The organism is Chelatococcus asaccharovorans (assembly GCF_003201475.1).
Taxonomy (GTDB): domain Bacteria; phylum Pseudomonadota; class Alphaproteobacteria; order Rhizobiales; family Beijerinckiaceae; genus Chelatococcus; species Chelatococcus asaccharovorans.
Window position 1 is genome coordinate 193,961 of record NZ_QJJK01000005.1, and the last position, 25,218, is coordinate 219,178.

The following is a 25,218-nucleotide window of genomic DNA, read 5'->3' on the forward strand; positions in this document are numbered from 1 at the left end:
TCACGGGATGGTACCGGTCAATGGATGGCGAGGATGGTATCAGGGCCGATCACGGCCAAAAGCCGGCGGATGGCCTTGGCGTCAACGGCCACGCAGCCCTCGGTGGGCTTGAAGCCGGGACGGGCGATGTGCAGGAAGATGGCGCTGCCGCGCCCGGGAATCCGCGGTCCGCGGTTCCAGGCGATGTCGATAACGGCATCGTAGAGGTGATCGTCACGCCACATGGCCTCAGCGCTCGCGGGATAGGGCAGGACGACCGGGCAGTTGTAGCGGCGATCTCCCGGCGCGTCGCACCAGCCGTCATCCCGGCGCGTCACCCGCATGGGGAGGCTCGAGCGGGGACGTGGGCCGCGATCAGCGCGGTAGGTCAGGCACTTGAGCCGGAAGCGCCCGCGCGGCGTGTGGCCGTCCCCCTCGCGCTTCACGGTGGCGATGCCGGAGCGCCCAAGGGCACAGGGCAGACGCAGGGCGCCCGCAACGATCACGCCGCGCGCGGGGTCGAGCGGGGATCCGTGGACGTGGAGAACGTGAATTGTTGTGCGCTTCATGCCATCAGGAGCCCAGACAAGCGGCGCTGGGCCGCTTCAGCACTTGTTTGGTGCTTGAGGCGTACATAGTCTAGTGGTTCGTTTCCAACATTTGCATCCCATTCGTATCGGCTCCGCGGGCAAATGTTGGAAACAGGAGAACCACTGGGATGTTAATGATTCGAGTGGAATTTCCGAATTTGACATGCGGTCTCGCGGTCGCCATCGAGCGGGCACCGAATGTCAAATTCACTCCACTAGGAATTCCACGGTGCTGCCGGTGTAAAGGAGCCTTGTCCCTGTCTATCTCGATCCTTCCCAATTCCAAGACAACTTACTGCAAGACAAATTCCTGCAAGACAAACTCCTGTAAGACACGTTCCCGCAAGACACGTTCCCGCAAGACAGATTCCGGCAATACGGCCCTTCCCGAACGGCTCTCCACACAACAATTTCCCCGCCTCGATCCTTCCGTCGCCTCACTCTAAGGAATCCCCCCACATGCCAAGTGCTCGCCACCTCCTGATTGTGGACGACGAGCAGGACCTTCGCGAAACCCTCGCGGAGCAGCTCGCGCTTGTTGAGGAATTCACCGTCGCAACTGCGGCGAATGCCACGGAGGCCATCGCGGCCGTCACTGCCAACCGGATCGATCTCGTGATCATGGACGTTGGCCTGCCCGACAAGGATGGGCGCGATGCCGTCAAGATCATGCGGGAAAGCGGCTTCCGCGCGCCCATCATCATGCTCACCGCGCTCGGCGGCGATGCCGATACCGTGCAGGGCCTGGAAGCCGGGGCCAACGACTATGTGGTGAAGCCGTTCAAATTCGCGGTGCTGCTTGCCCGTATCCGCGCCCAGCTCCGCCAGCACGAAGCCAGCGAGGACGCCGTCTTCTCCATTGGCCCCTATACGTTCCGGCCGAGCGCCAAGCTCCTGGTCAATGCGCGCGGCTCGAAACTGAAGCTGACCGAGAAGGAAACCGCCATCCTGCGCTTTCTCTATCGGGCGGATCAGAAGGTCGTCGGCCGCGACACGCTCCTGGCGGAGGTTTGGGGCTACAACGCGGGCGTGACGACCCACACGCTGGAAACACATATTTATCGGTTGCGGCAGAAGATCGAGGAAGATCCTTCGGACGCGCGGATCCTCGTCACCGAGGCCGGCGGATACAAGCTCATCCCGTAGCCGGCCCTGCTGGATCATGCCCCCGCGCTGTGGTGGGCCCGACACGTATGGTATGACCCGGTATGGCCGTGTCGTCACGGGATCAGGAAAGATTTGCAGGCGGCGCGGGCATGGGACTGAACGACGACCTCGAAACGTTGAGCCGGGTACCGCTCCTCTCCCTGATCGAGCCGGATGGCCTGCGTCTCCTCGCCTTTGCAGCCGAAACGCGCATCCTGCGAGCGGGCGATGTGCTGTTCCGGCGCGGCGACGATGCGGACGGCGGCTATATCGTCGTCTCGGGCGCGATAGCGCTCGACGCGCGCGATAATGGCGCCCCCGCAGACTACGTCGCGAGGCCAGGAACACTCATCGGCGAATCCGCGCTCCTCACGGACTGTATCCGCCCGGCAACGGCCATCGCGCGCGAGCCATCCAGCGTCATGAAATTGCAGCGCAGTCTCGTACACCGTGTGCTCGGCGAGTTCCCCGCGTCCACCCGCGCGCTCCACGCTGCCATCGCAGCCCGGCTCGTCGCCTTCTCCAGTGAACTCGGCGCAGTGCGCGACAGCATCGATGCCGCCGACATCGCGCCGGATCGCGGTGATCCTACAGGTCAAGCGTGATCGACACGGGCACATGGTCGGACGGCCGCTCCCAGCCACGCGTTTCACGTGAAATGCTGCTGTCCGTTACGCTTGATGCGAGCGCCGGTGCCACCCAGACGTGATCGAGGCGGCGCCCTTTGTCGGCGGCGGCCCAATCCGGTGAGCGGTAGCTCCACCACGTGAACACCTTTTCCGGGATGGGACGGAGCTGGCGGATCGCATCGACGAAGCCCGACGTCTGGCGAAATTCCTCCAGCCGGGCTGTCTCGATCGGCGTGTGGCTGACCACATTGAGCAGCGCCTTGTGATTCCAGACATCGGCCTCGTAGGGTGCGATATTGAGATCACCGAGGAGAATGCTGGGCGAGGCCGTCGGCTTGGCTCGGTCCTGCCATTGCATCAGCTCGTCAAGGAAAGCGAGCTTGTGGGCAAACCGCGGATTGAGCGCGGGATCCGGGATATCACCGCCGGCCGGCACATAGAAATTGTGAATGGTCACGCCGGCGGCGGCCTTCGCGCCGGTGCCCAGCGTCACCGCGATATGCCGCGAATCGTTCTTGTCGCAGAAGCCCATGACGTTGGTCGATGTGAAGGGAAGCCGCGAGAGCACCGCGACGCCGTGATAGCCCTTCTGTCCGTTGATCGCCATGTGATGATAGCCAAGCGCCTTGAAGGCCGCTGACGGGAAGCGGTCGTCCGGACATTTCGTCTCCTGCAGGCACAGGACATCCGGGCGTTGGTCCGTCAGGAAGCGGGTGACATGGTCCAGCCGCATGCGGATGGAATTGACGTTCCAGGAGGTGACAACGAGCTTCATGCCCCGGCTTTCGGCTTGTCGTGGCCGAGACGCCGGCCAGCAGGAAATTGAGCGGTTCGCACTGCGGTCCAGCGACAGGGCGAGCCGAACAACGGAGACCTGCGCGGGCTGCCATGCGCGGGTGATGCTTTCGCAGAAAATTGCGCCCGCCGCAAACCGGCAGCTTTCGTCGGCCTGCGCCGGTTGGTGGTGCTGGGCGAGCGATGGACAATCTTCGCGGAACGTGATGTCGGCGGCTCTGCCTGAGCCGCAACGGCCAGATCTATCTCGGTTACCGCACGGACTGTTCACCATTCCAACGGTGCTCAGGGTCGGCTACCGCGCCCCGATGCGCAGGAACGTATCGCGGCCGGTGAATCGGCCGATTCACATTGATCGGAAAGCGCTCTATTCGACGCCCTGGCCGCGGCTCGCCAAGCGCAGGTCGGACAGCGCGATCGATGTCTCGTAGCCCTGGGGATCGACAACGGTCCATTGCCGCAAGGCATTGTTGCGGGCATCGAAGCGTAGCGTGATGCGCGAGGTGCCGCCGATCGTGGCACTGTCCTCGAAACTGACGGTCACCACACCATCATTGCCGATATCCACCGCGCGCACCTTGGTATCACGCGTCAGGTCAAAGCGATCCTTCAGGAGAAACTTCAGCGGCGTCTGGCCAATGGGATAGACGTCGTTGGTCTTCAGCTTGGAATCGCGGATGGCGACGGAGCGGCCATCCGCCACGATCTCGAGGGTGGAGGGCGGATTATAGGCGAAGCGCAGGCGCCCGGGACGCTGGATATAGAGCGTGCCTTCGGCGCGGCGGCCATCGCCCCCATACTGAACGAACCGCCCCGTCAAGGTATCGATGCTGTTCACATAGGCGTTGACGCGCTCGATGGCGGCCGCCTGATTCGTCGGCACCGTATTAACAGCAGGACGTGGCGCGGCTGCCGATGCAATCGACGCGACCGGCGCCGTGGCGGGAGCCACAGGGGGCGCCGGAGCAGCCGTCGTGACCGGCTGGATCGATCCGCCTTCACCGCCTCCCAAGGCGGCTGGCCGGCGCGGCGGCAAAGGCGGTCCGCCGGACGCGGCCTGGATAGGAGCTGCAGGCGGCGTGACCTGTGGCACATCTTGCGGAGCGGCCACATTGCCACCGCCCGGTGATACGGGCGCTGCTGGTGGCGCGGCCCGCGGCGGAGCGGGGGCCCGCGCGGGCGCCTCCGCTGGCGTCTTGTTGAACATGCCGTCGAGAAAGCGTGTCAGGGGATCGTTCTGCGCCTGCGCAACGGACATGCCACTGCCGGCCGCGAAAGCCGCCACAACAGCCAATGTCCTGTAACTCAAACGCTTCATATCATCATCCGCGCCACTGCCCGGCATCAAAGCGATGCCCCATCGTCCCGAAGATAGGGGCCGACGGACCGGTCATGCCCTCTAGATCGTGAATCATACGACAGATTCCAAGAACCTTCACATAAACCTGCGTTATGGCGAAAGCGGGACGGATAAGCGCCTGAGTGTCCAGTCAGCTTTCGGCTGACGGTTGGCGCGCAATCGCTGTCTGCCCGCGGCATCTCCGGCCGGCCCGCTCAGCGCTCGTCATCGTCGTCGAGGCCGCGATCGCCACGTTCCATCAGGATCTCGCGCTTGCCGGCGTGGTTGGCCGCGCCGACGATACCCTCGTTCTCCATCCGCTCCATCAATGAGGCAGCGCGGTTGTAGCCGATCTGCAGGCGGCGCTGGATGTAGGAGGTCGAGGCCTTCTGGTCCTGCAGCACGATGGCGATCGCCTGGTCGTAGAGATCGCCGCCGGGCGCGCCGAACGACGATTTGTCGAACACGGCGCCGTCGCCGCCCGCCTCGCCGCCGTCCTCCTCGCCGGCCGTGACCGCGTCGAGATATTGCGGCCGGCCCTGGCGCTTGAGATGGGCGACGATCTTCTCGACCTCGTTGTCGGACACGAAGGGACCGTGGACACGCATGATGCGGCCACCGCCCGCCATATAGAGCATGTCGCCCTGCCCCAGGAGCTGCTCGGCGCCCTGTTCGCCCAGAATTGTGCGGCTGTCGATCTTCGACGTCACCTGGAAGGAGATGCGCGTCGGGAAGTTTGCCTTGATCGTGCCGGTGATGACATCGACCGACGGCCGCTGCGTGGCGAGAATCACATGGATGCCGGCCGCGCGCGCCATCTGCGCGAGACGCTGGATCGTGCCTTCGATCTCCTTGCCGGCGACCATCATCAGGTCAGCCATCTCGTCGACGATGACGACGATATAGGGCAGCGTCTCGAGATCCATGAGCTCTTCCTCATAGACCGCCTCGCCCGTTTCCTTGTCGAAGCCCGTCTGCACCGTGCGGGTGATGACCTCGCCCTTCGCCTTGGCCTCGGCGACGCGCGCGTTGAAGCCGTCGATGTTGCGCACACCGACCTTCGACATCTTCTTGTAGCGCTCCTCCATCTCCCGGACCGCCCATTTCAGGGCGACGACGGCCTTCTTCGGATCGGTGACGACGGGCGTGAGGAGATGCGGAATACCCTCATAGACCGAGAGTTCGAGCATCTTGGGGTCCACCATGATCAGGCGGCATTCTTCCGGCTTAAGCCGATAGAGCAGCGACAGGATCATGGTGTTGATGGCGACCGACTTGCCCGAGCCGGTGGTGCCGGCGACGAGCAGATGCGGCATGCGTGCCAGTTCGGCGATGACAGGCTCACCACCGATCGTCTTGCCGAGGCAGAGCGCCAGCTTCAGCTTGGTCTTCTCGAAATCCTCCGAGGCCAGCAGCTCGCGCAGGAAGACGGTCTCGCGCTTGGCATTGGGCAGCTCGATGCCGATCGCGTTGCGGCCGGGGATGACGGCGACACGCGCGGAAACGGCGCTCATCGAGCGCGCGATATCATCGGCGAGGCTGATGACGCGGGATGACTTCGTCCCCGGCGCCGGCTCGAGTTCGTACAGCGTGACGACCGGGCCGGGACGCACGTTGACGATGTCGCCACGCACGCCGAAATCCGTGAGCACGCCTTCGAGTAGCGCCGCATTCTGGTCAAGCGCCTCCGGGGAGACCGGCATCAGCGTCTTCTTCGGCTCGGCCAGCAAGCCGAGCGGCGGCAACTGGTAGTGCTCGGAATCGAGGAAGGAGGGCTGCGCCTCCCGCGCCAGCCGCCGGCCCGGCTTGGGGGCGGGCGCGCGCGGCGCGACGCGGCTCGGCAGCACATCCGGCACGAAATCTCCGTCGGTCGCAAAGCGCGGGTCGTCGCCGTCGTCCACGTCGTCATACTGTGGATAGGGAGAAGCGGCCCGCCGCGGTGCGCCGGCCGCTGCCAACGCGGGCTCGTCGCGCTGCCGGGACGACGTCCGCGGCGCTGCGAAACGGCGGGCGAGGGCCGCCTTCGTCGCCATCACGCTGTGGGCGATGGCGCCGAGCGAAATGATGCCCCAGCCCGGCTCACTGCTGCCATCGGCATCGTCGTCATTGTCAGCCGCATCGTCGCGGATATCTTCGTCCGCACTGTCGAGGTGGTCATCGGCGAGGCCGACGCCGCAGGCGGCCGTCAGCGCGAGGATGGCGACACCCGCGTAGATCAGGGCGACCAGCGCACGCTCCGGGCCGCCCCCGAAAGGAATGATGCCCCGCGCCGCGAACACGAGGGCATCCCCCACCACGCCGCCGAGGCCTGTCGGCAGCGGCCAGCGCGCGGTAGACGGCAAAGCGCTGGCAACGGCCGCGGCGGCAGCGCCACCGAGGAGCCAGAGGCCGATCTTCAAGGGCAGGCGCGGCAGGGCCTTGCGCGTCATGAGGCCGAGCCCCCAGGCCGCCACCGGCAAAAGGAAGGCGATGGCGCCGAGGCCGAAGACCTGCATGGCGAGATCTGCGGTGATTGCCCCGGGCAGCTTCAGCAGGTTGACCGCGGGTTGGCTCGTTGCATGCGTCAGGCTCGGGTCGTCGACCGACCATGTGGCCAGCGCGAGTGCGGTTGCGCCCGCGACGCCCAGCAAGGCGAGGCCGACCATCTCCACGGCGCGCCGCGCGAAAAAACGGCGCAGGGCGTCGGAGAGACCGTCGGTAGGGGACGAAGGCCGGCGTAATGTTCGCATATCGCAGTGGGACCCGGAAAAGCCACGCTAACAGCCTTCAGCCTAAGGCCCGGCGGTTAAGGCGCGATTAACCTTCCCAGCAAAGTCGCAGCGCCTCCCTTATTCAGTATGGCCCGGTGCCAGGTATGGCCCAAGGGAGCAGAACAATCAGCTCATGACCCGGAGCGGGTATTCCGACATCCAAGCGTCATTCCCGGTCGATAGTTATACGTGTCGTTAGGAGCAGATTGGCCGATGGTTCGAATTCATATCTTGGGTGCATCCGGATCAGGTACGAGCACTCTTGGAGCAGCGGTTGCCAGTACCCGTGCCGTTCCTCACCTCGATTCGGATAACTTCTACTGGCTGCCGACAGACCCGCCATTCACGTCTCCCCGACCAAGGACAGACCGCATTTCGATGCTCATGGACAGGATCGGTACGGAGCGCGGCTGGGTCCTTTCCGGCTCTGCCATCAGCTGGGGGCAGCCTCTCGAAGAGCTCTACGATCTTATCGTATATGCCCGGCTCGATCCCAGCCTTAGAATGGCGCGGCTACGCGAGCGCGAACAACAACGCTACGGCCAACGTATCGCACCAGGCGGAGATATGGAAAAAGCTCATGCCGAGTTCCTCGCCTGGGCCGCCAAATACGATACCGCCGGGCTGGAACAGCGTAGCCGCGTAGCGCACGAGGCATGGCTTTCGAAACAGACAGCGCCGATCCTCCGGCTAGACACATCCAAGCCTGTCAGCGACCTCGTCGCTGAGGTTCAGGCTGCGACGGCGTCCTTGTAGCGCCGGGATCGTCCACCACCCGGAACCTATCCAACTGAGATATTCGCCGCACCGGGAGCAACGACTTGCCGCGCAAAAAAACCCCGGCCTCACGGCCGGGGTCAAGTCTCAGGAGAAGAGAGAAGGAAGGTCGGTCTCAGAAATTGTAGGCGCGCTCGCCATGGTCGGCGAGATCGAGCCCTTCGCGCTCGCCCTCGACGGAGATCCTGAGGCCGATAACGACGTCAACCACCTTGTAGAGGATCGCCGATCCGATGCCGCTCCAGACGAGCGCCACGACCACCGCCACGAACTGCGTCCAGAGCTGGCCGCCCATGGTGTAGCCGGCGACGCCGACACCGCCGAGGGCAGGAGCGACGAGAATGCCGGTGAGCAGCGAGCCGATGATGCCGCCGATGCAGTGGATGCCGAAGACATCGAGCGAGTCGTCATAACCCAGGGCATTCTTGACCGAGGTGGACGCGTAGAAGCAGATGACACCCGCGATAATGCCCAGGATGATCGAGCCCATCGGGCCGATGAGGCCGGCAGCCGGCGTGACCGCCACAAGACCGGCGACTGCGCCTGAAACCGTGCCGAGCAGCGAGGGGTGGCCCTTGGTGCCCCATTCCGTGAACTGCCAGGCCATACCCGCCGCGGCCGTCGCCACGAAGGTGTTGAGCATGGCAAGCGCCGCACCACCGTTGGCCTCGAGGTTAGAGCCCGCGTTGAAGCCGAACCAGCCCACCCAGAGGAGCGAGGCGCCGATCATGGTCATCGTCATGGAATGCGGCGGCATCGGCTCCTTGCCGTAGCCCGTGCGCTTGCCGAGCATAAGGGCGCCGACGAGACCCGCCATACCGGCGTTGATATGCACGACCGTGCCGCCGGCGAAGTCGAGCGCGCCCATCTTGAACAGGAAGCCTTCGCTGAACCACACCATATGCGCCATGGGGAAATAGACGAAAGTGACCCACAGGACGGTGAACAGCAGGAGTGCGGAAAACTTGATGCGCTCTGCAAAGGACCCGACGATCAGCGCCGGCGTGATGCAGGCGAAGGTCATCTGGAAGCAGATGAACACGAACTCGGGAATGACGACGCCCTTGGTGAAGGTGTCGGTCGTTGAATCGCCGGTGATGCCAGCAAGGAAGGCCTTGGAGAAGCCGCCGATGAAGGCACCCGTGCCCGTAAACGAGAGGCTATAGCCGTAGATCACCCAGATCAGGGTGACGACGCAGACGATGGAGAACACCTGCGTCAGGACGGACAGCATGTTCTTGGTGCGCACGAGGCCGCCGTAAAACAGCGCCAGTCCCGGAATGGTCATGGCGAGCACGAGGATCGCGGAAACCAGCATCCAGGCCGTATCGCCCTTGTTCGGAACCGGTGCGGCCGCCGGAGCCGCCTCTGCAGCAGCCTGGGCAAATGCCGGCCCGGCCCCCGCAAAGGCGCCGGCGGCAAGTGCAAGGGCGAGTGCCGCAAGACCCGCCTTATGCTCGCGCTTGAACGTCATGAAACAAACTCCTCGAATGTAGCAGACAGGCGGATTGTCAAAGAGCGTCGGCGTCGGTTTCACCCGTGCGGATGCGGACTGCCTTTTCAATGGACGAGACGAAAATCTTTCCGTCGCCGATCTGGCCGGTACGCGCGGCGCCGACGATGGCATCCACCACCTTGTCCGCAATGTCGGCTGCGACAGCGACCTCGATCTTCAATTTGGGAAGAAAGCTCACCGCGTATTCCGCACCGCGGTAGATCTCGGTATGCCCCTTCTGGCGCCCGTATCCCTTGACTTCCGTCACGGTAAGCCCGTTCACGCCGATGGCTGTCAGGGCGTCGCGGACCTCCTCGAGCTTGAAGGGCTTGATGATGGCCACCACGAATTTCATGTCTCGGCTCCCTCGCGGATGGTGCTGGACGCTTTGTGGTGCGCCCCTGACCAGCTAATCCGTCGAAGGGATATCAAGCTTCGTGCCACATACGGCGAAGATGGCGCAAAGCGCACTTTTTCAGGGCAAATGTCCGGTGTCGCCCGCAGGTTGCCTGCGAGGGCCCTCTGATACTGCACAAATCTCGATCATGATGATCGAAAAATAGGCAATAATCCTATGCCGCAGCGCCTGCAAGGTCGGGACGTGGGCGGATCAGGCCTTCCTGGGCCACCGAAGCGACCAGTGCCCCCTCGCGCGTATAGATCAGGCCGCGCGAAAAGCCCCGTGCCCCGCCGGAGAAGGGCGTGTCCTGCGCATAGAGAAGCCATTCATCCGCCCGGAACGGCCCGTGGAACCAGAGGGCATGATCGAGGCTTGCGCCCTGGATATCCCGTTCGAATACAGTGCGCCCGTGGGGAATGAGGCTGGTATCGAGCAGTGTCATATCCGAGGCATAGGCCAGCACGCAGCGATGGATGGCGGGATCATCCGGCAGGCGCCGGGTGGTGCGGATCCACACGTTGAAGCGCGGCGCCATGGGTGTGCCGGACTGCTGGTAGCGCTGGTATTCGACCGGCCTGAGCTCGATCGGCCGCGCGCGTTCGTAGTAGGTCCGCATGGGATGCGGCATCGCCGGCAAAAAATTGGCGCGCAGTTCATCCTCGTTCGGCAGATCCTCCGGCATCGGCACGTCCGGCATGGGCAGGTGGTAGGCCAGCCCCGGCTCCGGCGTATGAAAAGACGCCGACATGGAGAAGATCGCTTCGCCATGCTGGATGGCGACAACCCGGCGCGTCGTGAAGGAGCGCCCGTCGCGGATCCTGTCCACCTCATAGATGATCGGAACCTGGGGATCACCGGGCCGCATGAAATAGCCGTGGAGCGAGTGGATATCCCGCCCCGGATCCACCGTCCGCGAAACCGCCACGAGGGCCTGGCCGATGACCTGCCCCCCGAACACCCGTTGCCAGCCGACCTTGGGGCTGCGCCCGCGGAACAGGTTGCGCTCTAGGGGCTCGAGGTCGAGAATATCGAGCACTTCGTCTACGGGGTTCTCCATCGGTCACCCATTTCTGCTGCGTGCCATGGCTAAATGGCGGAATGGAGCGGGCGTTTCCACCCATCCCCTATGCACTTGCTCTGCCCAGGAGATCTCCCATGAGATCTGCCAGGAGATCTGCCATGAGATCTGCCCAGGAGATCTACCCATGAGATCTACCATGAGCTCTACCCATGTGCGCCTGACGGGTGGGAGCGTCAAGCGCAGGCCGCGCATGCCCCGGAAGGGACGCGTCCCGATGCCATGGTTCGGTTCGCCGCGAAAGATGCTAGAGGCTGTCGGGACCTGCCGCGCCGCGCCATTGATCCGAGACAAAGGTGATGGTCGCTGCGCAGGCGAATAGCCTTTGGTAGAATGGTGAGATGATGGCGGGCAACACACAGCAGGCGGTTCCACGGCCCAAAACCCCACGGCCCAAAACCCCACTGCCCGAGACCCCAATGCCCATGACGGATGTCACGATCGCCGGAGGTGGCATTGTGGGCCTCAGCCTCGCGATGGCGCTGCGGCGGGGTGCCGGTCTTTCGGTGCAGGTCATTGATCCCCTGCCCGCCGGCAAGGACATCGGACGTGCCTCGGCCGTCGCGGCGGGCGCCCAGCGCATGCTGGCCGAGCTTGGTGTCTGGGATGCGATCGCACCCGCCGCGCAGCCCGTATCCCGGATGGTGGTGACCGACAGTCGTCTGAGCGACCCCGTGCGCCAGGCCTTCATCACCTTCGACGGCGCGATCGCCCCGGACGAGCCCTTCGCCTATATCATCGAGAACGCGGTCGTCACAAACGCCCTGCGCGACGCGGCCCACGCCGCGGGCGTCGTCTCGGCCGCGACCGCCGTCAAGGGTTTCGCAACGCGCGGCGCCGGAGTGGATCTCACCCTCGCCGACGGGAGCAGGCAGCGCACAGCCCTGCTTGTCGCGGCCGATGGCGCGCGTTCGGCGCTGCGCTCCTATGCCGGCATCCCCTGGAGCGGCCATGACTATGACCAGTCCGGCATCGTCGCGACCGTCGCGCATGAACGGCCGCATGACGGTTGCGCGGTCCAGCATTTCCTGCCGCCGGGACCCTTCGCCCGGCTGCCTTTGACCGGCAACCGCTCCTCCATCGTCTGGACGGAGCGACGGGCTGACGCGGAGGCCCTGCTGGCGCTCGACGCGGACGACGTCGTCGACGAACTCGAGCGCCGCTTCGGCCTCGATCTCGGGCGCCTGACACTGGAAACGGAGCTGCGCGCATTCCCGCTGGGCGTCGGGATGGCGCGCCGCTTTGTCGGGGACCGCTTCGCGCTCGTCGGCGACGCCGCACATCTCGTGCATCCCCTGGCGGGACTTGGTCTCAATCTCGGCCTGCGTGACGTAGCCGTGCTCGCCGAGGCCATCGTCGACCATGCGCGCCTGGGTCTCCCGCCCGGCGATGCCACGGTGCTGGAGCGTTACCAGCGGGCACGGCGATTCGATACGCTGACGCTCGGCATCGCGACGGACGGCCTCAACCGGCTGTTCTCCAATGATCGGCTGCCGTTTCGGCTCGCGCGCGACCTTGGCCTCGGCATCGTCGACCGGATGCCCGGGCTGAAGAATTTCTTCATCCGCGAGGCGGCGGGCGTCGTCGGCGCCGTGCCGCGGCTGATGCGCGGCGAGCCACTCTGATCGCGAGGCGTCAGCGACAGACGAAGGCGATTCCGGATTGGGAGCGTCCGTCGGAGAATGGGCAGCAGCGCCGTTTCACTCGATGGAGCGGGCCTCTTCCGGCAGCATGATCGGGATGCCGTCCCGGATAGGATAGGCGAGCTTCGCCGGCCGGCTTATGAGCTCCTGACGTGCAGCATCATATTCCAGATTTGCCTTGGTCAGAGGACACACAAGGATCTCGAGGAGCTTGGGGTCAACCCGCGTGCCTTCGGCTACGGAAGGCTCATCGCTGGCGGGGTTGGCCGGGGACGTCGGTTCGTTGGTCATGGAAGCTCACTGCAATGTCGTATCAGGATTTCCGGATTCGCGTACCAGTTCGATTTCGGTGATCGCGATCAGCATTTCGGCCCGGCTCTTGAGATCAGGCGCTTCAAGCAGCGCCTGCTTCTCGCGTGGGCCGAACGGACTCATCATGGAGAGCGCATTCACGAGTGCCTCGTTGGGCGCTTCGTTGATGCCCTTCCAGTCCACCTTGAGGTCATTGGCCTCGGCGAATTCCCTCAGCGTGCGGATCACGCCCGCGCGGTCAGTCTCGGCTTCCCCGGCGCGTGGCTCAAAATCCACCTTGAACGGCTCATAATCGACCCGCGCCTGGCGATAGGGCGTTGCGACGGTCAACTCCTCGACCACCCGGAAACGCGAAACACCCGTCAGGGAGATCACGTAGCGCCCATCGCCCGCCTCGGCAAACTGGGTGATTCGCCCCGCGCAGCCCACCGGATAGAGCCGCGGTATCGCCGCCTCCTCTTCGTCATCCGGCTGAATCATCCCGATCACACGATGCGTGGCGATCGCCTCGTCGATCATCGCGACATAGCGGGGTTCGAAAATGTTCAGCGGCAATTGCCCACGCGGCAGAAGCAGCGCGCCGGCCAGCGGAAAGAGCGGGACGACAGCGGGGCAATCCTTTGGACCACGGTAGGTCTGGTGAGTTGACATCTCGATCAGCACCTAAATGTTCAATGCCGATGCCGATCGCGGGCCGCGCCACGATGAGCGGCGAAGCCGGTTGGCATCAGGCAAACAGCAATGATGACAGCCGCCGACGCCCCGCCAGCGTTGCCTCATCCATCGGCCCCCAGGCCTCGAAGAACTGCAGGAGCTGCTTGCGCGCGCCGTCGTCGTTCCATGTGCGGTCCCGACGAAAGATTTCGAGCAACTGATCGGCTGCCTCCTCGCGCTTACCCTTCGCGTTCAGGGCCAGAGCAAGGTCGAAGCGCGCCTGATGATCGAGCGGATTTGCGGCCAGCCGCTGTTCGAACTCGGCGAGGTCACCCAGGGAGGCAGCCTGCTCGGCGAGCTCGAGAGCGGCGCGCGCCGCCGCGATAGCAGGGTCGCCGGCCTTGTCGGCAGGCACCATGTCGAGAAAACGCCGCGCGCCTTCAAGGTCATCGAGCTCCACATGGAGCCTGGCCAGCGCCGCGATGGCGCGAGCGTTGTCGGGCTCCTGGGCCAGCGCCTCGGCATAGAGGCCGGCCGCGCCGGCCGCATCCCCTGCCGCGGCAAGCTGGTCCGCCTCGTCGAGCAGTTCGGCGATTGGACCCGGCCCGAGCGGCCCCACGAGACGCTCGATGAAGGCCTTGACCTGGCTTTCGGGCAACGCGCCGACAAAACCGTCGGCCGGCTGGCCGCGGCTGAAGGCAATGACGGCTGGAATGGACTGGATGCCGAGCTGGCCGGGGATCTGCGGGTGCTCGTCGATATTGAGCTTGACCAGCTTCACCTTGCCTTGCGCCGCATTCACGGCCTTCTCGATAACCGGCCCGAGCTGTTTGCAGGGTCCGCACCACGGTGCCCAGAAATCCACCAGAACCGGCTGGCGCATCGACTCCGCGATCACATCCTGCCGGAAATCCGCGGTGGTTGTGTCCTTCACCAGGGGATCGGCCTGGCCGGTCGTATCTGCGAGCATGAAGTCCTCATCTCTCCTAGTGCATCCCGCGGGCACACCCCCGGACGCCATCCTCACCTGACGAGCGATCGCATTTCATCGCATGCGAACCCCATGCGGCTCCCGCCCATGATTCGCTGACTCATCAAACAAGTCACCGCATAAGTCCACCCGATAACGCAAACTGAACCGATGTCCGATGACCCATGCCGCACGGAGGCCTCATTTCAGATAGGAAGCCACGGCCATTCCGCAACAGCAGCAGGCCCCGCCGCCCGCCATGTGGACGGCCCCGCCCCCTTGCGGGACCGCTCGGAGCGATTCGCGCGGTCCTGCGTGATCACCGCGTGACCTGCGGCCGGTCGCAGGATTTCCAGGCAGATCCCTTGGGGGGCGCCATGGAAAGCCGACGGGTCAAAACACATCTTACCGCTGCCCCGCAAGGTGACCCAAGTTCATCCCATGCGCGACAGTCCAGGTGTGACAGTCCAGGCGTGACAGCAAAAACGCGACATCGCATCTTGACCGATTCTAAATTATAATTATTCTAATGAAAGATTGATCGTCCGGCGTTACGCTGCGAAATGGAGTTTGCAAACCATGGATATGACCACGTCCTGCACGAGCTGCATCTTCTTTGACAACCATGCCGCCAATGGCAAGGCTCCGGCTGCCGACGCGGGTCTGTGCCGCTTCAATCCCCCGGTCTCGCAGCCCGGCCCTGACGCCCATGGCCTCTGGCCCGTCGTCACCACCAATGACTGGTGCGGGCATTTCACGGCGCAGCGCCAGACGAGCCGCGCGGCCTGATGTCCTGACCGCGCTCAAACGGAAAAGCCCGCCGCTGGGTCCAGCGGCGGGCTTTTTTTTTTGCGAGAGCTACCTCAGGTTGAACACGAGCGGTACCGAAAGGGACACGGTCGCGCCCCGGATCTCCGGCGGAGGCGCCGGGACCGGACTTGATCGCTGCAAGGTGGCCACTGCCTCCTGATCAATCATCGACGATCCCGAACCCCTTGCGAGCCTTGCCGATAAAACCCGCCCGGCCCGATCGATTGTGAAAGCAACGTAAGCCGTGCCGCGTTGATTTCGCTCCAGCGCCTCGCGTGGATAGCGCTGGTGACGTTTCAAATGCGCACTGAGAAGGCTTTTCCACGTCGCGGGCGCTTGCGACGGCGCTTGCGTCACGCCTTGTGACGGCGCGGCAGCGGTCTGTCCGCGTGGCGCATCATGGGTCGGCGGCGCCGAGGTTCGGTCCGCGCGCTTATCCCTGCGCTCGACCTCACGACGGCGCTCGACGCGACGGATCTTCGGCGGTTCTTTCTTTTCGGCTTTCTTCACCTCCTTCTTGATCTCCTTGGGCGGAGGCGGAGGTGGTGCCGGCGGCGTCAGGACAGCCGCGGCATTGGGCACGTCCGGCAGCTCCGGCACATGGATATCCTGCGCCTCCACGACGGGGCGCGGCGGCGCGGGCTCTGGCGGCACAGGCTCCATCTCCGGCGGAGACGGTACTGGCTCAGGCGCAGGTGGAGGTGGCTCAGGCGGAGGCGGGAGCGGTTCCGTCTCCGGCGCTTCGACGGGCGGCTCGATCGGCCTCTCCGGCTCGGGCTCGGCTTCCGCCATCTGCGGCCCGGCTTCCGTTTCCGAAGGGGCCTCAGGGGACAGGGGAAGCGGCGCGAGCTCGATCAATACGGCGGCGCCGGTCGGATCGCTCGGGCCGGGGTCCTTCGGCCATTGCATCACGCCCCAGGCGCCGGCCACATGCGCGGTGGCAACCAGCACCGCGGCAAGCCCCCAGCGAGCGGCCTGACGCGTCGTCCCCTCTTCCCAACGGAAGGAGCCCGAGGACAGATGCGCACTCACCGAGCCGCCCCGGAACCGACCTCAGGCGGAACGTTCGCGGCGGCGGGAGACGTGCCCTGACCTGATGTACCTTGATCCGGTGAACCTTGATTCGGCGCCGCCTCCAGGCCAACCAGGCCGATCTTGAGATAGCCGGCCGATCGCAGGAGGTTCATCACCTCCATCACATCGCCATACGGCACCACCTTGTCGGCGCGTACAAAGATGCGTTCCTCACGGTTGTTCTGGGTCTGCGCGTCGAGCGCCATCGGGAGCAGGCCGCGCTCGATGGGTGTGTCGCCGAGGGCGAGCGTCAGGTCTTCCTTGACGGTCAGGAAAAGCGGCTTTTCCGGGCGCGGCTGGGGCCGCGCGTTCGAGGCCGGCAGATCCACCGCCACGTCGACCGTCGAAAGCGGCGCAGCCACCATGAAAATGATCAGCAGAACCAGCATCACGTCGATGAAGGGCGTGACATTGATCTCGTGGTTGTCGGCGAGTTCCTCGTCGCCATGATCCAGCCGGACACCCATGTCGGCTCACTCGGCCGCGGCGAAGAGGCTGGGCTTGCGGCGATGAGGCGCTGCCGCCCGGCGGTCGAGATCGCGCGAGAGATGGCGCATCACTTCGGTCCCCGCATCCGCGAGCAGCGCCCGGTAGCCGGTGATGCTGCGGGCGAAGACGTTGTAGATGATCACGGCCGGGATCGCCGCGACGAGACCAATGGCCGTCGCCAGGAGCGCTTCCGCGATGCCGGGCGCGACGACCGCCAGGTTCGTCGTGTTCGACCTGGCGATGCCGATGAAGGAATTCATGATGCCCCAGACGGTGCCGAACAAGCCGACGAAGGGCGCGGTGGCGCCAATGGTCGCGAGAAGTCCCGTCCCGCGCGTCATCAGCCGGCCGGCGCGCGCCTCGATGCGCGACAGCGACGCTGAGGCGCGCTCCTTGATGCCATCGGCAGGAAGGTCCGCCGAAACATCGTCTTCCTGCTTGGCGGCCTGCACCAGCGCGGCGACCACGTCCTTCCCGAGTTGCGCCGACCGGAGCCTATCCTCTGCCTCGTCGAGGCTGCGTGCTGCGATGAGACCGCCGAGCGAGCGGCGAACCCGGCGCTTGGCCGCTGCAATCTCGATGCTCTTCGCGAGCCAGACCGTCCAGGTTGCCAGCGAAGCGAAGGCGAGCCCGATCATGACCGCCTTCACAACGACGTCGGCCTGCATGAACATGCCCCAGGGCGACAGGTCATGCGGCAGCCCGGCAGTCGTGGCACCTTCCAGGATGCGCTGCTCCGGCAGCGCCGCCTCTCCCGTTGGTGCGGAGACGCTGGCCGACGTCTGTGCCGGAGACGCGGGCGCCTGTCCGGTGGGGACGCTTTGGCCTTGGGATGGGGCGTAAACCTGCGGCGCCGCTGTCGCAGCTGCAGGCGGCATCGCCACGGGATTCTGTCCTAGCGGCGACGGGCCAACGGCTGGATGCCCCTGGGGCAGCGGGTTCGACGGGGTACCCGGCCTGTCCTCTTGGGCTCGCAGGGGCTGTTGCGCGGCGAGCGGGCTCAGGCTTGCGGCGGCGAGCCAGATGGCGCTTGCGAGGATGGCTCTTGCGAGCCCGGTTCTCGCAACGGCCCCCCCGCGAGCGAACCGGTCCGGCCGGGGCATCATGGTCCACCGGGAGATCATGGCCATCCGCTTCACCACGCCCGCCGCGTCAGGCGAGCGAGAATGATGAAGCGGCGTCAGTCCGTGAATCGCAGGCATGAGCCAGACCCCTATTGGCATCTAGAAGATTGGCCACTGGCTGGCTGCCCCGGCCGAAGCGGGAATTGGCTGGCTTGCGGTATGTCTCAGTCGTCGTGAAGCACGGGACGCAGTTACCCCTGGTCCTCGCCCGTTCTCACATACGCCAAATATGAGGATTAGGAATAGTCCAAGAGAGCATGATTGCCTAGTTTCTATATCACATTAGATATATTCAAAACTATCAACGCCGCTCAATACCTTAGAAGACGTCTAATATAACGAGGATCACTAGTCCTCAGCTGGAGCTTTCTTGAAATCACCTTCATTGAAGCCGCGACGCCAATAGGCAACAGCCAGATGGCTGCTGCGATCAAGCTTCATGTCCTTGCGCCAGTGGCTTCGGATAGCGCGGAAAGCCTCGAACTCGACCCCCGCCCACGCGAACATGCTGCCGCCCGACGGCCATTCGACCGCGCGCACGGCGTCCTGCAGAAGCGTGGTGGTGCCGGGCTCCGCGCCGTTGCGATGGAGGAAACGCAGGAAGATGCCCGGCGGGTGCTGGATGGCCTGCTCCTCGCTGGCATCACTGACCTCGACCAGGGCAACACCCCGCGCGGTGGCCGGCATGGCCTCCAGCATGCGCGCGATGGCGGGAAAGCCCGTCTCGTCACCGACGAGGCAATACCAGTCTGCCGCGGCCATACCGCGCCCACCGGGACCCATGAGGCCAACGACATCCTTCTCCTTCGCCCGCAGCGCGAAGGCCGCGCCGGGGCCGGCGTCCTCATGCATGACGAAATCGATGTCGAGCTCGCCCGCCGTCGCATCGACCCGTCGGATCGTATAGGTGCGCACCGTTGGCCGCCGCTCTCCCTCCGGCCAGATCGGCAGGCCGTTTCGCCCCATGACCGGCCAGGCCGGTTTTTGGCCGAGCGGCGGGATCAGGAGTTTCACGTGAAAATTCTGGCTGTCGAACCGCCCGAGATCCTGGCCCGTCAACGTGATCCGCCGCAGATGCGGTGTGATATCCGCGATCCGCGACACATGCATCTCGCGAAAATTCAACAGTTCCGTGCGGTCGCACCCATCGCCCGTCCAGACAATGTCCGGTTTCTCGGCCTTCGCGCATTCCTCGAAACGCATGGCCAGCATAAATTTCACGCGTGCGAGCGACGCCTCGTCGGCGGCCTCTGCCCGCAGCGTGACAGCGCCCTCGCCGGCCTCCAGGATTCCAGACCCGAAGCTGAATTCCGCGCGCCCGCTGGTCGCGCTCCAGGTCGCCTGCACATCGTCCTGCATGAAACGCTCACAAAGCGTCGCGATGACGTGGGACGAGAGTTCGGTGCGCACCCTCGCTTCGCAGACAAGTGTTGTCATCGGGTTCGATCTCCTCAGCACTGACCGGCCCCGTCGCCGATGCCAGGGGCCCATTCCGCCGGTCGACCACCAAGGCGGCGGTATCCGTGCGGGAATTGAGGGCGCAAGCCACTGCATTGCTGCAGGGGGCGAGCCACCTGTGCAGGCTTTTTGCGCGCATTCAGCGCCGCAGCGCAAGTGCTAAGTCACGGAAATCGTTAGATTTTAACTGTTCTACATTGAAACCGGCCGATGAACGCGTGCGATTTCACCGCCGTAGCGCCACGACCGGGAAAGCTGAAAGTCAGGGCGCTCAGGTCCGGTCGACATGTCCAAGGCTGCGCCCTGGATCAAGCTGGTCGCGGACGCGCTGCTTCAGTGTTTTTACGTCCGGAAAACCGCCATCCTTCTGGCGCTCCCATATGACAACGTCATTGTAGTCAATCTGGAAAACCCCGCCCGAGCCCGGAACGAGAGCGACCTCTCCAAGATCGGAGGTGAATGTCGAAAGCAGTTCCTGCGCCATCCAGCCGGCGCGCAGCAGCCACTGGCACTGGGTGCAATAGGTAATGACGATGCGCGGCTTGCTCGGCTCGGTCATGGCGTTCCACTCGCAACCTGTTCGGCGATAGCCATCGCCCGTGATCGTCAAGGATGCCCATGCGAAGGATAACGCGCAAGTGCCGGGCGGAACGGGCTGGCGCATGCGGCCGAGCCGGCCATCTCCGATGATGTCGCGCAGCCGGTAAACGTCCCTGGCCGCCCGCCTCCAGCCGGCGCCACGCTTCCAACAGGCTCGTCCTCCCGCCGGAGCTGAATGGCTCTTTGGTACACCGAACGCATCGCGCTTGCGGACTGTCCAAGACGATTCCGCGACGGGCATCGCGTGCACTTTTGCCGGTCGCGCCGGATCAAATCCAGAGAATTGGATGTCCAGATGACCTCGACCATAGTGGCGCCATCGGGATCGACCTGCAAACAGCCGTGGTGACGCGCACCCATCCGAGGCGCCTTTGAAAGAATTGTGATCAGGACGCGCGGGACGAAGAACGCTCAGTCACGATCCAGCAAAACGCATTGGTAAGATTAACGACTACTGAAAACACAGATATGTATCTGTCAAGCGGCCAGGATCCGGCGAAATTATTTCAACACGGCATGTGGAATGAAATCGAAATTCTCATGGAGCGATAACGACCATATAATTTCACATATACACAAAGCCTGGAAGTTCACATCTCCGCGGGAAAATCAGTATAGTTCACCTTTTATACTCAAGCGCGTTTCATCAAAACTATAGTCTATATTATTATCCTTTCCTTCATCACGATAAGATAGGGCTTTCGAATATTTAGAGTGAATCGATAGGTGCTTCCAAAAGCTGCGCTGAAGCGAGGATATCTCATGCTGCGGGCCAGAACGATTGCGGCGACGCGCCTCCTCCTCGGTTAGTGAGTAACCATCAATCGTTGGATACGGCACCACCGTTCATTCAGACCCCAGCTTTAAGATAATTTGGCCGAGCATTCATTGTACCATACAGAAGATCGCCCGGATCATAGCGTTGTTTGAATGGACGTCCATCGGCATCGAATTCGAATCACTTATACTGCAATTTGGATACATTGAATACCGGGTTTACTACTGTTCTCCTAGTGAAGATGTGCTGCAACAACTGCAGCATTCACCTCAGATAGCGTCGCCGGCGACCAGTTTGGATGCCTGTCCTTGTCGATCACCGCCGCCCTCACGCCCTCATAGAAATCATGCCCCCGGAGGGTTTGGCAGGCCGCCGCATATTCCCGGGCGAGACAAGCCTCAAGCGAAGGCGACTGCCGGGCGAGACGCAGCAAAGCCAGCGTGACCGTCACGCTGGTTGGCGAACGACTGAGGATGGTGTCTGCTGTCTCCAAGGCGAAAGCCGAACCATCGGCCTTCAGACTGTCAACAATCCCTGACGGATCATCCGCGCGCATCGCACGGTCGATCAGGGATTGCTGCTCGGACAGCAGGGATTGCCCGGCTGGCTCGCTGAATGCGGCAATGACCGCGTCCACATCGCCTGCCGCCGCGGACGATGGTAGCGCCAGCAGCGCGGCCAGCAGGGCAGGCCAATGCGCTGACGGCACGACCGAATCGGCGAAGCCGGCGAAAATGGCATCCGCCGCCCCCACGCTGTTGCCGGTGAGCCCCATATAGGTGCCGGTTTCACCTGGCGCCCGCGCCAGCAGCCAGGTTCCGCCAACATCCGGAATGAAGCCTATACCGGTTTCCGGCATCGCGAGGCGGGTCCGCTCCGTAACGATCCGATGGCTGCCATGGGCGGACAATCCAACGCCGCCGCCCATCGTAATACCATCCATGAAGGCGACATACGGTTTGGGAAACGCAGCGATGCGCGCATTCACGGCGTATTCGGCGCGCCAAAAAGCCTGCGCGATGCCGTCACCGGCCCGACCGCTTTCGCTGACGGAGCGAATATCCCCACCTGCACAGAAACCACGCTCGCCTGCGCCGTCGATGACGACAAGGCCCACCGCCGTGTCCTTCTCCGCCACGTCCAGCGCCGCGGCGATGATCCGGATCATCTCCAGCGTGAGGCTGTTGAGCGCCTTGGGACGGTTGAGCCTGATATGGAGAACAGCCCCCCGACGCGCGACTAAAACAGGCGCGTCGGTTCCATCCCAAGTCAGCTCTGCTTCGCTGTCAGGTGCCCGCACGCTTGTTCAGCCGGTTTGTGACCAGATCGTCGACGACGCCAGGATCGGCGAGCGTCGAGGTATCGCCGAGGCTACCATGTTCATCCTCGGCGATCTTGCGGAGGATGCGCCGCATGATCTTGCCGGACCGAGTCTTGGGCAAGCCCGGCGCAAACTGGATCAGATCCGGCGTTGCAATCGGGCCGATCTCGTGACGAACCCAGGTCACTAGATCCTTGCGCAACTGGTCCGAGGCCTCGACGCCGACCATCAAGGTTACATAGGCGTAGATCCCCTGCCCCTTGATGTCGTGGGGATAACCGACGACAGCCGCCTCCGAGACATACTCATGGGCAACCAGGGCCGATTCGACCTCCGCCGTGCCAAGCCGATGGCCCGACACATTCAGCACGTCATCGACACGGCCGGTGATCCAGTAGTAGCCGTCCTCATCGCGCCGGCAGCCATCACCCGTGAAATAGCGATTGGGATAGGCGGAGAAATAGGTCTCCATGAAGCGCGCGTGGTCCCCGTAGACCGTGCGCATCTGTCCTGGCCAGGAATCCTTCAGTACGAGATTGCCAGCCCCGGCCCCCTCGATGACCTTGCCGTCCGCGTCGAGAAGCTCCGGCTGCACGCCAAAGAACGGCAGCGTAGCCGACCCCGGCTTGAGATCCGTTGCGCCAGGCAACGGCGAGATGAGCGCACCGCCCGTTTCCGTCTGCCACCAGGTGTCGACGATCGGGCAGCGGTCGTCGCCGACGACGCGATGGTACCACTCCCAGGCTTCCGGGTTGATCGGCTCGCCCACCGAGCCGAGGAGGCGCAGGGACGCACGTGACGTCGATTTCACAGGCTCGTCGCCGGCCTGCATCAGCGCACGCAGCGCCGTAGGCGCGGTGTAGAAGATATTGACCTTATGCTTGTCCACCACCTCCCACATGCGGGATTTCGTGGGATAGGTCGGGATGCCCTCGAACATGAGCGTCGTGGCACCATTGGCCAGCGGCCCATAGACGATATAGCTATGCCCGGTGACCCAGCCCACGTCGGCAGTACACCAGAAGATCTCGCCGCCGTGATAATCGAAGATATACTGGAAGGTCATCGACACGTAGACGAGATAGCCGCCTGTGGTGTGCAGAACGCCCTTGGGCTTGCCGGTCGAACCCGACGTGTAGAGGATGAAGAGCGGATCTTCCGCCCCCATTTCCTCGCAAGGGCATTCGGTCGTCACCAGCGCGGCGGCATCATGCCACCAGACATCGCGGCCCGGCACCATGTTGACCGGCGAGCCTGTCCGGCGCACCACCACCACATGCTCGACACCGCCCGCGATCGCGATGGCTTCGTCGACATTGATCTTCAGCGGGATTTTGCGGCCGCCGCGGAGGCCTTCGTCCGCGGTGATGATGACCTTGGAACCACAGTCCGTGATGCGGCCGGCCAGCGAATCGGGTGAAAAACCACCGAAGACCACGGAGTGGATGGCGCCGAGCCGCGCGCAGGCGAGCATCGCATAGGCCGCCTCCGGGATCATCGGCATGTAGATCGTGACGCGATCCCCCTTCTCGACGCCGCGCAGCCTCAAGACATTGGCGAAGCGCGCCACCTCGTCGTGAAGTTCCTGATAGGTAATATGCTTCTGTTCGCTCGGATCGTCGCCTTCCCAGATGATCGCGACTTGATCCGCGCGCTCCGGCAAATGCCGATCGATGCAGTTATAGGCGACATTGGTAATGCCGTCCTCGTACCACCGAATCGAAACCGCGCCGGGCGCAAAGCTCGTGTTCTTCACCTTGGTATAGGGCGCGAACCAGTGGATGCGACGCCCGTGTTCACCCCAGAAGCCTTCAGGATCTTCAATCGAAGCCTGGTACATGGCCTCATAGCGCGCCTTGTCCACATAAGCGCGTGCAGCCCAATCCGCGGGCACCGGATAGATCTTGTCCGACATTGGTTTCCTCCCGGTCGGCTTATGAAACGAAGGCTGACGCAACCAACCGTGGCTTAGTTGATTATGCGAATCGAGCCGTCGCTCGGCAAGCGCAACGCACGCCGAACGATATTGGAATAATGGCTAGGAATGGATTGAAATCACTAGAACATTAGTCGATGGTGCGAAGTGTCGCATGCATGCGACACTCATTCGCTGCGGATATCATCCCTGCAGACGGCGGCAAAGCGCGTCGAGCTGATCCAAGGTGAGATAACGGATGCGCATCTCACCGCCGCGCGCCTGGTGACTGATCGTTACGGCCAATCCAAGGACGTCTTCGAGCGCCTTTTCGAGGGCGCGCGTGTCAGGATCCTTTTCGGCCTTCGTACGGCTGCGCGGAATGCTGGCCTTCCCACTGTCGCGCGCTTCGTCCTGGGCGATGCGCTCGACATCACGGACATTCAAGCCCTTCTCGATGACCTGGCGTGCGACGGCCTCCGGATCTTCCAATCCGAGCAGAGCGCGGGCATGGCCCGCCGACAACTGCCCGTCATTCACCAGATCCTTCACGCCGACCGGCAGTTTGAGCAGGCGGAGCGTATTGGCAACATGGCTCCGGCTCTTGCCGATGACCTGCGCCAGATCATTCTGGGAATACGCGAATTCGGCGATGAGTCGCTCATAGCCCGCCGCCTCCTCCATGGGATTGAGGTCGGCACGCTGGACGTTTTCGATGATCGCGATTTCAAGCGCGGTCTTGTCGTCCGCTTCGACAACGACCACCGGGACCTCATGCAGGCCGGCGCGCTGCGCCGCTCGCCAGCGCCGCTCACCCGCGATGATCTCGAAGACGTCGATGAGATGCGGCAGAGAGCGCACGACAATGGGCTGAATCACCCCACGCTGCCGGATGGAATCCGCGAGCTCGGTAAGGTCCTCTTCGACAAAAGCTTTACGCGGGTTCCGCGGATTGGGGCGCAAGAATTCAACCGGGACGAGACGCTGGCCCGGCGTGCGCGTACGCTCCAGTGCGCCAAATTCCTCCCCGACATCACCGATGAGGGCCGCAAGGCCACGGCCAAGGCGGGAGCGTGCGGGATCATCGGCCAT

23 protein-coding genes are annotated in these 25,218 nt (G+C 63.8%); 5 read left to right on the plus strand and 18 right to left on the minus strand.

Annotated features, from left to right (window positions below; genetic code table 11):
* Positions 1–17: 17 nt before the first annotated feature.
* Positions 18–548 (minus strand): L,D-transpeptidase family protein, encoded by a 531-nt coding sequence (locus C7450_RS13100; protein WP_110374898.1) that lies wholly within the window; start codon positions 546–548, stop codon positions 18–20.
* Positions 549–1,028: 480 nt separating this feature from the next.
* Here C7450_RS13100 and C7450_RS13105 point away from each other — a divergent pair, with 480 nt between their 5' ends.
* Together C7450_RS13105 and C7450_RS13110 are read left to right on the plus strand one after the other, a co-directional pair.
* On the plus strand, positions 1,029–1,715 hold the full coding sequence (locus tag C7450_RS13105; RefSeq protein ID WP_110374899.1) for a response regulator transcription factor: 687 nt from the start codon (positions 1,029–1,031) through the stop codon (positions 1,713–1,715).
* A gap of 110 nt (positions 1,716–1,825) precedes the next feature.
* On the plus strand, positions 1,826–2,320 hold the full coding sequence (locus C7450_RS13110) for a cyclic nucleotide-binding domain-containing protein (protein ID WP_110374900.1): 495 nt from the start codon (positions 1,826–1,828) through the stop codon (positions 2,318–2,320).
* Here the strand turns inward: C7450_RS13110 and xth are convergent.
* The 3 genes from xth to C7450_RS13125 form a co-directional block, all read right to left on the minus strand.
* Complete coding sequence (gene xth / locus C7450_RS13115; protein ID WP_110374901.1) at positions 2,304–3,119, minus strand: exodeoxyribonuclease III; 816 nt, start codon at positions 3,117–3,119, stop codon at positions 2,304–2,306. The two genes, C7450_RS13110 and xth, sit on opposite strands and share 17 nt — an antisense overlap.
* A 387-nt stretch (positions 3,120–3,506) precedes the next feature.
* Positions 3,507–4,457 (minus strand): outer-membrane lipoprotein carrier protein LolA, encoded by a 951-nt coding sequence (locus C7450_RS34885; RefSeq protein WP_170147236.1) that lies wholly within the window; start codon positions 4,455–4,457, stop codon positions 3,507–3,509.
* 236 nt (positions 4,458–4,693) lie between these two features.
* Positions 4,694–7,207, minus strand: a complete 2,514-nt coding sequence (locus C7450_RS13125) for an FtsK/SpoIIIE family DNA translocase (protein WP_110374903.1) — start codon at positions 7,205–7,207, stop codon at positions 4,694–4,696.
* A gap of 234 nt (positions 7,208–7,441) precedes the next feature.
* Between C7450_RS13125 and C7450_RS13130 the strand changes: the two genes are divergently transcribed.
* Positions 7,442–7,984 carry an ATP-binding protein gene (locus tag C7450_RS13130; protein WP_110374904.1) on the plus strand — a complete coding sequence of 181 codons (543 nt, stop codon included), beginning with the start codon at positions 7,442–7,444 and terminating at the stop codon, positions 7,982–7,984.
* A gap of 136 nt (positions 7,985–8,120) precedes the next feature.
* Here the strand turns inward: C7450_RS13130 and C7450_RS13135 are convergent, their stop codons facing one another.
* The 3 genes from C7450_RS13135 to tesB all read right to left on the minus strand — a co-directional run bounded on the left by C7450_RS13135 (position 8,121) and on the right by tesB (position 10,957).
* Positions 8,121–9,479 carry an ammonium transporter gene (locus tag C7450_RS13135; protein ID WP_110374905.1) on the minus strand — a complete coding sequence of 453 codons (1,359 nt, stop codon included), beginning with the start codon at positions 9,477–9,479 and terminating at the stop codon, positions 8,121–8,123.
* A gap of 37 nt (positions 9,480–9,516) precedes the next feature.
* On the minus strand, positions 9,517–9,855 hold the full coding sequence (locus C7450_RS13140; protein WP_110374906.1) for a P-II family nitrogen regulator: 339 nt from the start codon (positions 9,853–9,855) through the stop codon (positions 9,517–9,519).
* A gap of 217 nt (positions 9,856–10,072) precedes the next feature.
* On the minus strand, positions 10,073–10,957 hold the full coding sequence (gene tesB, locus C7450_RS13145; RefSeq protein ID WP_110374907.1) for an acyl-CoA thioesterase II: 885 nt from the start codon (positions 10,955–10,957) through the stop codon (positions 10,073–10,075).
* A 440-nt stretch (positions 10,958–11,397) separates the two neighbouring features.
* Here tesB and C7450_RS13150 point away from each other — a divergent pair, with 440 nt between their 5' ends.
* Positions 11,398–12,603, plus strand: coding sequence for a ubiquinone biosynthesis hydroxylase (locus tag C7450_RS13150; RefSeq protein WP_425351192.1), 1,206 nt, complete (start codon positions 11,398–11,400; stop codon positions 12,601–12,603).
* Positions 12,604–12,678: 75 nt separating this feature from the next.
* Here the strand turns inward: C7450_RS13150 and C7450_RS13155 are convergent, their stop codons facing one another.
* The 3 genes from C7450_RS13155 to trxA all read right to left on the minus strand — a co-directional run bounded on the left by C7450_RS13155 (position 12,679) and on the right by trxA (position 14,557).
* Complete coding sequence (locus C7450_RS13155) at positions 12,679–12,912, minus strand: Trm112 family protein (RefSeq protein WP_110374908.1); 234 nt, start codon at positions 12,910–12,912, stop codon at positions 12,679–12,681.
* Between the two features lie 6 nt (positions 12,913–12,918).
* Entirely contained in the window at positions 12,919–13,584 is a 666-nt protein-coding gene (locus C7450_RS13160) for an LON peptidase substrate-binding domain-containing protein (RefSeq protein WP_110375129.1), read from the minus strand.
* A 76-nt stretch (positions 13,585–13,660) separates the two neighbouring features.
* Entirely contained in the window at positions 13,661–14,557 is an 897-nt protein-coding gene (trxA, locus tag C7450_RS13165) for a thioredoxin (protein ID WP_110374909.1), read from the minus strand.
* Between the two features lie 585 nt (positions 14,558–15,142).
* On the opposite strand from trxA, the gene C7450_RS13170 reads away from it, so the two are divergent.
* Entirely contained in the window at positions 15,143–15,346 is a 204-nt protein-coding gene (locus tag C7450_RS13170) for a hypothetical protein (RefSeq protein WP_110375130.1), read from the plus strand.
* Between the two features lie 69 nt (positions 15,347–15,415).
* Here C7450_RS13170 and C7450_RS13175 read toward each other — a convergent pair whose 3' ends face one another.
* The 8 genes from C7450_RS13175 to C7450_RS13210 form a co-directional block, all read right to left on the minus strand.
* Positions 15,416–16,399 carry an energy transducer TonB gene (locus C7450_RS13175; RefSeq protein ID WP_110374910.1) on the minus strand — a complete coding sequence of 328 codons (984 nt, stop codon included), beginning with the start codon at positions 16,397–16,399 and terminating at the stop codon, positions 15,416–15,418.
* Positions 16,396–16,908, minus strand: a complete 513-nt coding sequence (exbD, locus tag C7450_RS13180) for a TonB system transport protein ExbD (RefSeq protein WP_110374911.1) — start codon at positions 16,906–16,908, stop codon at positions 16,396–16,398. Before exbD ends, C7450_RS13175 begins: the two co-directional genes overlap by 4 nt.
* Before the next feature lie 6 nt (positions 16,909–16,914).
* Positions 16,915–18,132, minus strand: a complete 1,218-nt coding sequence (exbB, locus tag C7450_RS13185; protein ID WP_245449692.1) for a tonB-system energizer ExbB — start codon at positions 18,130–18,132, stop codon at positions 16,915–16,917.
* 270 nt (positions 18,133–18,402) lie between these two features.
* Positions 18,403–19,491 (minus strand): siderophore-interacting protein, encoded by a 1,089-nt coding sequence (locus C7450_RS13190; RefSeq protein ID WP_110374912.1) that lies wholly within the window; start codon positions 19,489–19,491, stop codon positions 18,403–18,405.
* 292 nt (positions 19,492–19,783) lie between these two features.
* Positions 19,784–20,071: an Rdx family protein gene (locus tag C7450_RS13195; RefSeq protein ID WP_110374913.1), complete on the minus strand. Its 288-nt coding sequence runs from the start codon at positions 20,069–20,071 to the stop codon at positions 19,784–19,786.
* A 1,051-nt stretch (positions 20,072–21,122) separates the two neighbouring features.
* On the minus strand, positions 21,123–22,190 hold the full coding sequence (locus C7450_RS13200) for an enoyl-CoA hydratase/isomerase family protein (RefSeq protein ID WP_245449694.1): 1,068 nt from the start codon (positions 22,188–22,190) through the stop codon (positions 21,123–21,125).
* Complete coding sequence (gene acs / locus C7450_RS13205; RefSeq protein ID WP_110374914.1) at positions 22,177–24,126, minus strand: acetate--CoA ligase; 1,950 nt, start codon at positions 24,124–24,126, stop codon at positions 22,177–22,179. Before acs ends, C7450_RS13200 begins: the two co-directional genes overlap by 14 nt.
* 204 nt (positions 24,127–24,330) lie before the next feature.
* Positions 24,331–25,218: a ParB/RepB/Spo0J family partition protein gene (locus C7450_RS13210; protein WP_110374915.1), complete on the minus strand. Its 888-nt coding sequence runs from the start codon at positions 25,216–25,218 to the stop codon at positions 24,331–24,333.